The sequence below is a fragment of the Nocardia colli genome (assembly GCF_008704205.1).
Classification (GTDB): domain Bacteria; phylum Actinomycetota; class Actinomycetes; order Mycobacteriales; family Mycobacteriaceae; genus Nocardia; species Nocardia colli.
Genome location: NZ_VXLC01000011.1, coordinates 13635 through 25189 on the forward strand (window position 1 = coordinate 13635; position 11555 = coordinate 25189).

10 protein-coding genes are annotated in these 11555 nt (G+C 67.9%); 4 read left to right on the forward strand and 6 right to left on the reverse strand.

Annotated features, from left to right (window positions below; translation table 11 throughout):
* Positions 1 to 28 precede the first annotated feature (28 nt).
* The 4 genes from F3087_RS22585 to F3087_RS22600 all read right to left on the reverse strand — a co-directional run bounded on the left by F3087_RS22585 (position 29) and on the right by F3087_RS22600 (position 5096).
* Positions 29 to 1309 (reverse strand): S41 family peptidase, encoded by a 1281-nt coding sequence (locus tag F3087_RS22585; protein ID WP_223885269.1) that lies wholly within the window; start codon positions 1307 to 1309, stop codon positions 29 to 31.
* Between the two features lie 159 nt (positions 1310 to 1468).
* On the reverse strand, positions 1469 to 2314 hold the full coding sequence (locus tag F3087_RS22590; RefSeq protein WP_223885270.1) for a glycosyltransferase family protein: 846 nt from the start codon (positions 2312 to 2314) through the stop codon (positions 1469 to 1471).
* A gap of 78 nt (positions 2315 to 2392) precedes the next feature.
* A complete protein-coding gene (locus F3087_RS22595) occupies positions 2393 to 3874 on the reverse strand; it encodes a flavin-containing monooxygenase (protein WP_150404034.1) in 1482 nt (493 codons plus the stop codon).
* A gap of 79 nt (positions 3875 to 3953) precedes the next feature.
* A complete protein-coding gene (locus F3087_RS22600) occupies positions 3954 to 5096 on the reverse strand; it encodes an acyl-CoA dehydrogenase family protein (RefSeq protein ID WP_150404035.1) in 1143 nt (380 codons plus the stop codon).
* 181 nt (positions 5097 to 5277) lie between these two features.
* Between F3087_RS22600 and F3087_RS22605 the strand changes: the two genes are divergently transcribed.
* The 4 genes from F3087_RS22605 (at position 5278) to F3087_RS22620 (ending at position 9922) form a co-directional block, all read left to right on the forward strand.
* Positions 5278 to 6240 (forward strand): extracellular catalytic domain type 1 short-chain-length polyhydroxyalkanoate depolymerase, encoded by a 963-nt coding sequence (locus F3087_RS22605; protein ID WP_150404036.1) that lies wholly within the window; start codon positions 5278 to 5280, stop codon positions 6238 to 6240.
* 361 nt (positions 6241 to 6601) lie between these two features.
* Positions 6602 to 6991, forward strand: a complete 390-nt coding sequence (locus F3087_RS22610) for an ArsR/SmtB family transcription factor (RefSeq protein ID WP_150404037.1) — start codon at positions 6602 to 6604, stop codon at positions 6989 to 6991.
* Entirely contained in the window at positions 6988 to 8010 is a 1023-nt protein-coding gene (locus F3087_RS22615; RefSeq protein ID WP_150404038.1) for a cation diffusion facilitator family transporter, read from the forward strand. Before F3087_RS22610 ends, F3087_RS22615 begins: the two co-directional genes overlap by 4 nt.
* Positions 8011 to 8284: 274 nt before the next feature.
* A complete protein-coding gene (locus F3087_RS22620; RefSeq protein ID WP_150404039.1) occupies positions 8285 to 9922 on the forward strand; it encodes a long-chain fatty acid--CoA ligase in 1638 nt (545 codons plus the stop codon).
* Positions 9923 to 9982: 60 nt separating this feature from the next.
* On the opposite strand, the gene F3087_RS22625 is transcribed toward F3087_RS22620, so the two are convergent.
* Both F3087_RS22625 and F3087_RS22630 read right to left on the reverse strand, forming a co-directional pair.
* Positions 9983 to 10375 (reverse strand): SCO5389 family protein, encoded by a 393-nt coding sequence (locus tag F3087_RS22625; protein ID WP_150404040.1) that lies wholly within the window; start codon positions 10373 to 10375, stop codon positions 9983 to 9985.
* A 63-nt stretch (positions 10376 to 10438) separates the two neighbouring features.
* Positions 10439 to 11485 carry a nitronate monooxygenase gene (locus F3087_RS22630; protein ID WP_191094097.1) on the reverse strand — a complete coding sequence of 349 codons (1047 nt, stop codon included), beginning with the start codon at positions 11483 to 11485 and terminating at the stop codon, positions 10439 to 10441.
* Positions 11486 to 11555 lie beyond the last annotated feature (70 nt).

Genomic DNA, 11555 nt, shown 5'->3' on the forward strand with positions numbered 1-11555 from the left:
GACAGTCTCAGACAGTTTGCCGCCGGCGTCAAGCGCCGCTGGTCAGCCACTGCATCGCGCGATCGAAAGCGGAGTCGCGTTGCTGGGCGAATTCCTCGTCGGTGAAGACGGGCTCGGTCAGTTCGGGTGGGATGCCGGTGCCGTCGAAGGTCCGGCCGTTCGAGGTCAGGAACTCCTCGTTGGGTACGCCGAACCACCAGTCCGCGTGCCGGGCGCCGGGCAGTTTGCGTTCCATCACATCGGAGAAAACACCTTGCGTGGGTTCGCCGATTCTTGTTGTACGCGAGGGGCGTTCCAACATTGCCTGGGTGAAGGTCTCGCCGGCGCTGACCGTGGATCCGCCGGTCAGGATCGCGATGGGTCCGGCGAAGCCGATGCGGGCCGGTTCGACGCGTTGCGGCTGAGGCTCGGTGCCGCGGGTCTTCTTGGCGTAGGCGAAATAGGGTCGGTCGGTGAGCCGGGCGGCCAGTTGGAGGCCGAGGCTGTCTGAGCCACCACCGTTGACGCGCAGATCCAAGACCAGTCCGCGCAGCCGGCCCAGCCGGTCCGCGGTGAAGATCGCGTCGAGCGCGCGATCGAGTTCGGCGCTGTCGGCGGCGAAGGTCCGGTCCGCGGTGTAGCCGCTGAACGAGGAAACCCGCAGGTAGCCGTAGTCCCGCCCGGGGATGTCCGCGTAGCCGATGCGTCCGTTGGCGAATTCGGTGAGCGAGTGCTGGAGGTCGCGACGCTGGACGAACTCTTTGACCTGTTGATCGAGTTGCGGGCCGGGGATGGTCGTACCGGGCCGGCCGGTGCCGAAGAATCCGCTGTCGCCCGCCGACACGACCACGTGTGCGTCGTTGAGCGGCGCGACCATATCCCGCAGCGTCGCGAAGAGTTCGGCATCGTCACCGCGCTGCTCGGCCAGATCGGCGCGGTCGCGGAATCGGTCCCGAACCTGTTGCCAGTCAATATCTTTCGCGGCAAAGAACGGATAGTTCTCCTGAAACGTCTGCCAGAAGACATCGAAGGCGGCGGGCTCGGTACCGCATGTTGTCGGCAGCCCGGCGAGACGCCGCAGCGTGCGGTCGCCCGGCGACCCATCGATGTGCAGCAAGGCCCGATCCGGATGATCGCCGGGCCGCACAGTGAGCACGTCCTTGCCTTCGGTGACGTACCTGCCCGGATTCCCGGAACGAGTGGCCGTCTCGTCCTTCATGCAGCTCAGAGCCGTCACCTGGTAAGTCTCCAGTGCGTCGGCAGCTACGGCGAGCACACTCCCGTAGTCGTCCACCTGCCAGAAACCGGTCGGAAATTCAGGTGCTCCCACAGAATTCCCGCACGCCGTGCCGACTGCTGCCAATGCCACCGCGATCATCGCGGTTCGCTTGCGCTGCATGATCATTCATCAACAGTCCAGCACGGCGCGATACGAAAACAACCGTGCAGGCAGGCGGCCAGAGGGTGGTGCTAGCCGTAGTGGACCAGCTCAGAAACTCCCACCATCGAACCCGCCGCCACCATCGAAACCACCGCTGTCGAACCCACCACCATCCCAGCCGCCACCGTCGAATCCGCCTGCGTCACTACCGGAGTCGTACCCGCCGGTGTCGCCCGCACCCGGGTCGTACCCACCGTCATTCCCCGCGGCCGCAAACCCGTCCTGGTACCCGTCGCCGTACCCGCTCTCGAACCCTTGCGCGTCATACCCGACCCCGGACATCCCGGAGAACAGCGACGAGAACAGCAGCGCCGACCCGAGCCCCCAGGCCCCGCCGATCAGCGCGGGCTTCCACCACGGCTCGGAGTACCACCCCGCAGGAACCGGACGTCCCGCGACTCGGCCACCCGGGTAGTAGTTCGGCGTCGCCGACGAGGGCTCCGGCGAGGCCGCGATCTCCCGCCCGTCATGCTCGACGACCCGCTGCTCGGTGACCTTGCCTGCGGAGTCCTGCCCGTCCAGCGCCGGAACGTCGGGCCCAGGGTCCATGCCCATCGCAGTGCGCGCCGCGCGAATGTAATAGAGCCCTTCCAGCGCAGTCTGTTTCGCCAGTCGCGCCTGCGCGGGCGTGCGCGCCTGATCGAGTTGCGACCCGGCGGCGAGCTGCCGCTCGGACGCGTCGACCAACGCCTGCTTGGCCGCCTCGTTCGAGCCGGTGAGGTTGTAGATCTGGCCGCCGAGCCGCTCGTTGACCTGGCGCGCGTCGGCCAGCGCGTCGGCGAGCTCGGTGGCCGTGCGCTGCTTGCTCTGCCGGGATTGCACCACGATGAGGGCGCCCACCGCCACGATCACCACGACGATCAGTAGCCACAACACCGCGCGTACCTCTTCCATAGCCGGGTCCGGAAACAATGCCCAGTTTACTGGGCACTTGCTGAGACCCGGCTGAAAACAGACGGCGCGGTCTGGGAGTTAGCGCACGTCGGCCAGCGGCCGGTCGGCCTGCGCCTCGTCGTAGTCGGCCAGCTCGAAAGTCTTTGTCTTCCAGCGGTAGAGCACGGTGGCGCCCGGCCAGTTGTTGGTGATGCGGCCCGCCGCGTTGCGATACCAGCTGGAACAGAAATTCCACGGCGTATCTTTCAGCCGCCGCTGCAGCCAGTCGTCCCAGTGCTGTTCGGCGCTCGCCCTGGCGGCCAGATAGCGGCCGGGCCGGTCGGTGAGGTACTGCGCGACCTGCCGGATGTAGCGCGCCTGCGATTCCAGCATGTAGATGATCGAACCGGAGCCCACATTGGTGTTCGGGCCGTACATCATGAACAGGTTCGGGAAGTTCGGCACGGACAACCCGAGGAAGGCGCGCGCCCCCTCCTCGCCCCAGACGTCGGCCAGCTTGCGCCCGCCTACGCCGTAGATGTTCATCGGCGCGAGGAATTCGGTGCCCTTGAACCCGGTGCCGTAGACGATCACATCGACCTCGTGCTCGACGCCGTCGGCGGTGCGGATGCCGGTCGGCGTGATCGCCTCGATCGCCGTGGTCTCCACCGTGACGTTCGGCTGGGCCAGCGCGGGAAAGTACTCGTTGGAGAACAGGCCGCGCTTGCAACCCGCCGCGTAGTCGGGGGTCAGCTTTTCGCGCAGTTCCGCGTCGGGCACCTGCTTTTCCCGGTGCCGATCGGCCAGCGCGATCACGGGGGCCTTCATCGCCGGGATGTCGGTCAGCGCCAGCGCGAGCACCTCGAACAGCGACCAGATCGCGAACCGTTCGGCGAGCCGGGTCGGCGGCAGGTATTTGAACACCGCCTTGTGCGTCGTGCTGTATTCGGTGTCGAACTTCGGCAGCACCCACGCCGCCGACCGCTGGAACAGCGTGAGGTGCGCGGCCGCGGGCTGAATGCGCGGAATGTATTGGATCGCACTGGCTCCGGTGCCGATGCAGGCGACGCGCTTGCCGGCCAGGTCGACGCGGTGATCCCACTCGGCGGAGTGGAAGGCAGGTCCGGCGAAGGTGTCGATGCCCGGAATGTTCGGCATGGCCGGCCGCGAGAGCTGGCCGACCGCGGGTACGAGAATATCGGCGCTGAGCTGCGTGCCGTCCGCGGTGGTGACGGTCCAGCGTCCGGTCCGCTCGTCGAACTCCGCGTCGGTCACCTCGGTGCCGAACTTGATGAACCGGGTCAGGTCGTGCTTCCCGGCGACCCCGCGCATGTACTCATGGATGTCGCGCTGCTCCGAAAACCGCCGGGGCCAATCGGATTTGGGCGCATACGACCATGAGTACAGCGGCGAGGGCACGTCGCACGCGGCGCCCGGATAGGTGTTCTCCCGCCATACGCCGCCCAGATCCGCGGCGCGTTCCAGGATGGTGAACGAATCCAGCCCGGCCCGCCGCAGCTCGAGCGCCACCCCGAGTCCGGCGAACCCCGCTCCGATAATGATGATGGACGGCGTTGTCATGATCCGAGCCTAAGCGCCGAATCCGCAGGTCCGAAGAGATCCGCGGTCAGTGAATCGGCATTTTCGGCCAGATCGGCGGTCAGTTCCCGGCGAGCTGACGGGCGATGACCAGGCGCTGGATCTGGTTGGTCCCCTCGAAGATCTGCATGACCTTGGCCTCGCGCATGTAGCGCTCGACTGGGAAGTCCTGGGTGTAGCCGTACCCGCCGAGCACCTGGACGGCGTCGGTGGTGACCTTCATGGCGGCGTCGGTGGCGATGAGTTTCGCGACGCTGGCCTGGCGCGAGTAGGGGAGTCCGGCGTCGCGGCGGCGGGCGGCGTCGAGATAGGTGGCACGGGCCGAATCGACGGCGGCCGCCATGTCGGCGAGCACGAAGCCGAGGCCCTGGTGATCGATGATGTGACGGCCGAACGCTTCGCGCTCCTTGGCGTAGGCGACCGCGTCGTCGAGTGCGCGCTGGGCCAAGCCGGTCGCCACGGCGGCGATGCCGAGCCGGCCGGAGTCCAGGGCGCTGAACGCGATCGAAAGCCCTTGTCCCGCTTCGCCGATCAGTCGTTCGTCAGGCAGGAACGCGTCGTCGTAGGCGGCGGTGGTGGTGGGCACGGCGCGCAGGCCCATCTTCTCCTCGGGCTTGCCGAAGCTCAGGCCCTCGGTGTCGCGCGGCACCAGGAAGCACGAAATACCGCGGGAGCCTTCGCCGGTCCGGGCGAACAGGGTGTAGAAATCGGCGCGGCCGCCGTTGGTGATCCACGCCTTCGCGCCGGTGATCCGGTATCCGCCTTCGACTTTCGCCGCCCGGCAGCGCAGCGCGGCCGCGTCCGAACCGGCGTGCGGCTCGGAAAGGCTGTAGGCGCCGATGGTTTCGCCGCCGAGCAGGTCGCCGAGCCAGCGCTGCTGCTGCTCATCGGTGCCGAAGGTGAACAGCGGATGGCAGGACAGGCTGTGCACGCTGACCGCCACCGCGACCGCCGCCCAGCGCGCCGCCAGTTCCTCGAGCACCTGGAGGTACACCTCGTAGGGCTGGGCGCCGCCGCCGAATTCCTCGGGATACGGCAGGCTCAGCAGGCCGGCCGCGCCGAGCGCGGGGAAGACGCCGTCGGGGAACGTCCCGGTCTTCTCGCACTCGACCACCCGCGGCTCGAGCACCTTGTCGGCGATATCGCGGGTCAGCTCGAGCAGGTCCCGAGCCTCGGACGTCGGCAGCATTCGATCCACTGGCATACCCCTACGCTAGCGAGCGGAGCGCCGTTGCGGGCGTCAGGTCGTCGCTACTTCGCGCGCGACCGGCGGGCCGGGTGGCGCGGTGGTTGTGATCGATCGCTCAGTACGTGCGGAACCCTTTGCGCCCGTTCGTCATCCGGCGGCGGTACATTCGACAACGACCTTGCTGGAAGGAATCTCGATGGTGCGTAGTAGGCCGCGTGGCCGAATGACGACTGTCGTGCTCGCCCTCATGGCGCTGAGCATGCCCTTCCTGCTCGCCGGCCCGGCCTCGGCGCAGGCGCCGGTGGTCGGACGCAGCTTCGCCAATGCGGCGGGCGCGCGGGACTACTACCTGCATGTTCCGCCCGGAGATCCGACCGGCAAGCCGCTCATGGTCTACCTGCACGGCTGCACCGATCCGCAGAGCCAGCTCGCCGACACCGGATTCTCGCTGACCAAGGTGGCCGACGAACTCGGGTTCGTGCTCGCCTATCCGATCCAGACCGCGGCGGCCAACGAGCGATACTGCTGGAACTGGTTCGATCCGGCGAATCAGGCACGCGGACAAGGGGAGTCGTCGATCATCGCCGACCTCACCAAGTCCTTGATCGGCGAGTTCGGGCTGGATCGTTCGCGCGTGTACGTCGGCGGATATTCCGCGGGCGGCGCGATGTCCACGGTCATGGCCGCGGGCTATCCGGATCTGTACGCGGCCATCGCGCCCATGGCGGGCGGGCCGTACGGCCTGAACCCGCAGACGTTCAGCGCGGACCTGTCCGGCGCATCGATCGTCGCCGCGATGGGCGAACGAGCCCGGCCGGTGCCCGGATTCTTCTTGCAGGACTTGGCCGATCAGACCAGCCTGTATCCGATCGGCCGGGCGAACCTGACCCAGTGGCTCGGCGCTTACCGGGTCGCGGGCGAGCCCGCGGTGCCCAGTGTGCCGACCACGGTCACGGCCACCACGGACCCGGTGCCGACCACGGTCGAGCGATACGCCGCGGGCAGTTGCGTCCTCGCCGAGTTCCGGACGCCGATCGGTCCCGACCACATCGGCGGCGGGTTGCTGATGCAGTCCGGCCGCGGCGTCGAGTTGCAACACGACTTGATGAATTTCCTGTTGGCACACCGGCTCGGCGCGTCGTGGCAGGCGTGTGGCTGAGTACGCTGAATCGAGAAAAACGGACAAAGCCTACTGGTCGGCCTGCTATGGGCGTGCAGATGTAATCGCACATCGACATCGCGAGCGACGCTGCGGCGCGGGCGAATTCGCGCTGGTCACGGCGGTAACTGCCGGTTGTCCAGCGGTGACCGACCGGCGGGTTTTGTCTCATTCGGATGTTGTTCCGGCAGGTTGGCTGGCGCACTCGCGCCATAGCGACTAAGACAGTGAACGGTTCGATGGGGACGGACCGGCATGTCGGCGGCCACGCAGGGGGTGTCGCCGCCATTCCGGTCCGGTGGGGATGAACTCGGGGAATTCGCCGTAGCCATGGGGCATTTGCCTGGTCTATTATCTGCTTATGAATGCAGATAGCCAGGAAGGTCGGCCGCAACTGGCGGAGGATCAGGTCGGTCTGGTTGTCGAGGTTTTCCGGATGTTGGCCGACGCCACCCGGGTTCGGGTGCTGTGGGCATTGGTCGATCGCGAACTGTCGGTGAACGACCTGGCCGGCTCCGTCGGCAAACCCGCGCCCTCGGTGTCCCAGCATCTGGCCAAGCTGCGGATGGCGCGACTGGTCAGCACTCGCCGCTCCGGCACCACGATCTACTACAGCCTGGAGAACGAACATGTCCGGCAGCTCGTTGTGGATGCCGTCCACAACGCCGAGCACGCGGGTCCCGGCATTCCGCCGCATCACCGCGGCGAGGTTGTTCGAGAGCTGCCCGGACGGACTGGAACCGCGCAATGACGCACCACGAAAGTAACGGAGAGCCAGGAAGTTTCGGGCACCGGCACGCACATGGCGAACACACCCACGAGCATCCGAAGGGGTTGCGCGGGGTGCTGCGGGAGATCTTCGTGCCGCACGGCCACGACGCGGCCGACAGCGTCGACGACGCGCTGGAGGCCAGTGCCGTCGGCATCCGCGCGGTGAAGATCAGCCTGGTGGTGCTCGGCGTGACCGCGGTGTTGCAGGTCCTGGTCGTGCTGGCATCCAGCTCAGTTGCGTTGGCGGCGGACACAATTCACAACTTCTCCGACGCGTTGACCGCGGTGCCGCTGTGGATCGCGTTCGCGCTGGGCCGCCGCGCGGCCACCCGCCGCTATACCTACGGTTTCGGTCGCGCAGAGGATCTCGCCGGCTTGTTCGTCGTCGCGATGATCGCGCTGTCGGCCTTGATCGCCGGATACGAAGCGGTCCGCAGGCTGCTGGCGCCGGTGCCGATCGAGCACCTCGGCTGGGTCGCCCTCGCGGGGGTGATCGGTTTCCTCGGCAACGAGACCGTCGCGCTGTATCGGATCCGGGTCGGCCGGCGCATCGGCTCGGCCGCGTTGATCGCCGACGGCCTGCACGCCCGCACCGACGGGTTCACCTCGCTGGCGGTGCTGCTCGGCGCGGCCGGCGTCGCACTCGGCTTCCCGCTCGCCGACCCGATCATCGGCTTGCTGATCACCGTCGCCATCCTCGCGGTCCTGCGCACCGCGGCCAGGGACGTGCTGCGCCGGCTGATGGACGCGGTCGAGCCGGGCCTGGTGACCGCCGCCGAGCGGGCCCTGGCCGCAGAGCCGGGCGTGCAGGGGGTCCGCAGCCTGCGCATGCGCTGGATCGGCCACCGGCTGCACGCGGACGTCGAATTGGACGTCGCCCCGACCATCACCCTCGCCGACGCCCACCGCGTCGCGCACGAGGCCGAGCACACCCTCACCCACGTCGTGCCCAAACTGAACACCGCTGTCGTGCACGCCTACCCGGCGCACGCGGGCTGAATCGGCCTGACCTGCCGAAAGTGAGGGCGCATGCCGTCGCATTAGTCTTCGGAGAACATTCCTGTTCAGCACTCCCCGGCCGCCTTTACTGTTCGGTAGCATTCGCCCTGTGATGTGGCTCATGGTCGGTGCGTGCTGAACCATGTTGACGCGCGTCCATACCCTCTCGAAGCTGCCTGACCTGCTCCATCGGAGCCGGATTCGTCCCGCGCTGTCGTGCGCCGAAACAGACTTGGCTTTCTGAGTGGAAGTCACTGAAGAAAAAGGAGTTCCGATGTTGAGCACCATGCAGGACGAGCCGTTGTCGTTGGCGACGTTGCTGCGCTACGCATCGACGTTTGTCGGCGATTCGACCGTGTCCACCTGGACCGGTACGGGCGTGCGCACCATGACCTATCGCGAAGTCGGCGCGGACGCGGCGCGGCTGGCCAACGCGTTGCGGGAGTTGGGCGTCGGCATCGGCGATCGAGTCGGCACCTTCATGTGGAACAACAACGAGCACCTGGTGGCCTACATCGCGGCCCCGGCGATGGGGGCGGTGCTGCACGCGCTCAACATCCGGCTGTTCCCCGATCAGCTGGTCTACGTGGCCAACCACGCCGAGGACCAGGTGGTGCTGGTCGACGGCACGCTGCTGCCGATGTTCGCCCAGTACCTGCCGAACCTGAAGACGGTCCGGCACGTCATCGTGGTCAACGGCGACGCCTCGACGCTGTCCGCACCCGAGGGCGTACAGGTGCACTCCTACACCGAACTGCTTGCCGCGCAACCGGATACCTACGACTTCCCGGTGATCGACGAACGTTCCGCCGCGGCAATGTGTTACACCTCCGGCACCACCGGCGACCCGAAGGGCGTGGTGTATTCGCACCGCTCGAACTGGCTGCACGCCATGCAGGTGTGCTCGCCGAGCGGCATGGCCTTCACCGGCCGCGACACCATCCTGGCCATCGTCCCGCTGTTCCACGCCAACGCGTGGGGCATCCCGTACGCGGCGCTGATGTCGGGCGCGAATGTGCTGATGCCGGACCGGTTCCTGCAGCCGGGCCCGCTGCTGGAGATGATGGCGGCGGAGAAGCCGACCTTCGCCGCGGCGGTGCCGACCATCTGGGGTGGCGTGCTGGCCGGTCTGGCCGCGCACCCGCAGGACATCACCCATCTGCGCACCGCGGTGGTCGGTGGCTCCGCGGTCCCGCCCTCGATGATGCGGGCCTTCCAGGAGAAGCACGGCGTGCGCATCCTGCACGCGTGGGGCATGACCGAGACCTCGCCGCTCGGCAGCGTCGCGCATCCGCCGACCGGCGCGACTGGTGAAGACGAGTGGGAGTACCGCTACACCCAGGGCCGGTTTCCGGCCAGCGTGCAGGCCAGGCTGGTCGGCGACGACGGCAGCGTGGTGCCGAACGACGGGGAAGCGCTGGGCGAGTTGGAGGTTCGCGGTCCGTGGATCACCGGCTCCTATTACTCACCGGACGGCGCCGAGGTCGACCCGGACAAGTTCGACGACGGCTGGCTGCGCACCGGTGACGTCGGCAAGATCAGCCGGGACGGCTACCTCACCCTGGTCGACCGGTCCAAGGACGTGATCAAGTCCGGCGGCGAATGGATTTCGTCGGTGGACCTGGAGAACGCCGTGATGGGCCACCCGGCGGTGGCCGAGGCGGCCGTGATCGGCGTGCCGGACGAGAAGTGGGACGAGCGGCCGCTGGTCGCCATCGTGCTGACCGAGGGCGCCGAGGCGAAGGCCGACGAGCTGCGCGACTTCCTCGCCGACAAGTTCGCGAAATGGCAACTGCCGGAACGTTGGACGTTCATCGCCGAGGTGCCGAAGACCAGCGTCGGCAAGTTCGACAAGAAGCGGCTGCGCGCCCAGTACGCGGACGGCGACCTGACGGTCACCACGCTGTCCTGATCCGAGCGCGGTCTGCCCGGCGCGGGAAGTCTTGCCGCGCCGGGCTTTCCGGGTGGGCGATCAGCAGTTACGCAGTTCCGGGCTCTGATTCAGCAGCTGGGCCCGGGTGCCGATGAACGTGCTGTAGGTCTCGCCGCCGACCGCGGACAGCGGGAACGCGGCCACCCGATGGCAGTTCTGGAAGGCGAGCTTCACGCCGAAGTGCCGCTCCAGTCCGGCGCGGATCGCGTCCGAGGCCATCGCGCGCAGCAGCTGCCCGCGCGCTACCTCGTCCGGCGGTGCGACCAGGTTGTCGGCGTATTCCTCGCTGCCGGAACGCAGTTCGCCGGCGACCCGGCTGACGACTTCGTAGGCGTAGGGCAGCGACTGGCGGACGACCTCGACGAAATCGGCGTCGTCGACTTCGCCGCGTTCGGCACGTTCGAGCAGTGGGGCGGGGACATCGAGGGACATAGCGCTCTCCTCCAAGGGTGGATGGCCGATGCGATGCGTCTCGATTCTAATCGAAAGTCGTTGTCAACAAACCTGGATTCGCCGCGAAAGTGCCGCGTTCAGTGCGGTTTTCGTTTCGGCCGCCAGGGTGCGGACCAGTTCGCCGGCTGGTAACTCCGGTGCCAGGGTGTGCGTCTGTCCCGCCCACAGGTTCACGTTGTCCGGGTTGCCCGCGGACCTCGCTGCCGCCCGCAAAGGCGCGGTGGCGTAATGGATCTCCGGGTACGCGGCGGGTGCGGTCGCACTGTGCTCGACCATGAATTGATTGCGCAGGCCACGGGCCCGGCGGCCGGTGAATGCCCGGGTGAGCATGGTCGGGGTGTCGGCGGTCAGCGCGGCGCGGTGCACCGGATTGGTGCCTGCCTCGGGACAGCGCAGGAACACCGTGCCGAGTTGCACGGCCGCCGCGCCCGCGGCGAGTGCTGCCGCGATGCCCGCGCCGGTGCTGATGCCGCCGGTGGCCACCACCGGCTGGTCCGTCGCGGCGATCAGCAGTTGCAGCAGGGCGAGCACACTGAGCGGATCGGTGTCGTCGTCCGCGGGCCGATCGACGAAGGTGGCGCGATGCCCGCCCGCCTCCGCGCCCTGCGCGATGAGCACGTCGGCGCCGCGCTCGATCGCGATCCGCGCTTCGGCCGGGGAGGTGACGGTCACCCAGCTCTCCGTGCCGACGGCCCGCAGCCGGTCGATCTCCGCCGCGGTCGGGCAGCCGAAGGTGAAGGAGACGACCGCGACCGGGTCGGCGACGAGCAGATCGAGCTTGGCGTCCCAGTCGTCGGTGTCGTATTTCGCGTCGCCGACCGGGTACTCGCTCGCGAGCTCGGCGAGATAGCCGGCGAACTCGGTAGGGGAGGCGGCGGGGCCGGGCACGAAGAGATTGACGCCGAAGGGGGAGCCGGTCGCGGCGCGGGTAGCGGCGATCCGGGCGGCGGTGTCGGCCGCACTCAGGTAACCCGCGGCCAGCAGGCCGAATCCGCCGGCCTCGGTGACCGCGACGGTCAATTCGGGCGTTGAGGGCCCACCGGCCATCGGAGCGAGGACAATCGGGACGGTCAGGTCATCGATGATCACGGCTCCAGTCTGTCCTACTGGACGTGTGACCCGGTATTTACCTGCGACTTTGCGCAGAAGGTTGCGGAAT

What these genes read in the sequence shown, in the direction of transcription:
- F3087_RS22620 (WP_150404039.1), top strand. Translation starts at nt 8,285, where the DNA reads ATGTTGAGCACCATGCAGGACGAGCCGTTGTCGTTGGCGACGTTGCTG.
- F3087_RS22610 (WP_150404037.1), top strand. Translation starts at nt 6,602, where the DNA reads ATGAATGCAGATAGCCAGGAAGGTCGGCCGCAACTGGCGGAGGATCAG.
- F3087_RS22615 (WP_150404038.1), top strand. Translation starts at nt 6,988, where the DNA reads ATGACGCACCACGAAAGTAACGGAGAGCCAGGAAGTTTCGGGCACCGG.
- F3087_RS22595 (WP_150404034.1), bottom strand. Translation starts at nt 3,874, where the DNA reads ATGACAACGCCGTCCATCATCATTATCGGAGCGGGGTTCGCCGGACTC.
- F3087_RS22590 (WP_223885270.1), bottom strand. Translation starts at nt 2,314, where the DNA reads ATGGAAGAGGTACGCGCGGTGTTGTGGCTACTGATCGTCGTGGTGATC.
- F3087_RS22625 (WP_150404040.1), bottom strand. Translation starts at nt 10,375, where the DNA reads ATGTCCCTCGATGTCCCCGCCCCACTGCTCGAACGTGCCGAACGCGGC.
- F3087_RS22605 (WP_150404036.1), top strand. Translation starts at nt 5,278, where the DNA reads ATGGTGCGTAGTAGGCCGCGTGGCCGAATGACGACTGTCGTGCTCGCC.
- F3087_RS22600 (WP_150404035.1), bottom strand. Translation starts at nt 5,096, where the DNA reads ATGCCAGTGGATCGAATGCTGCCGACGTCCGAGGCTCGGGACCTGCTC.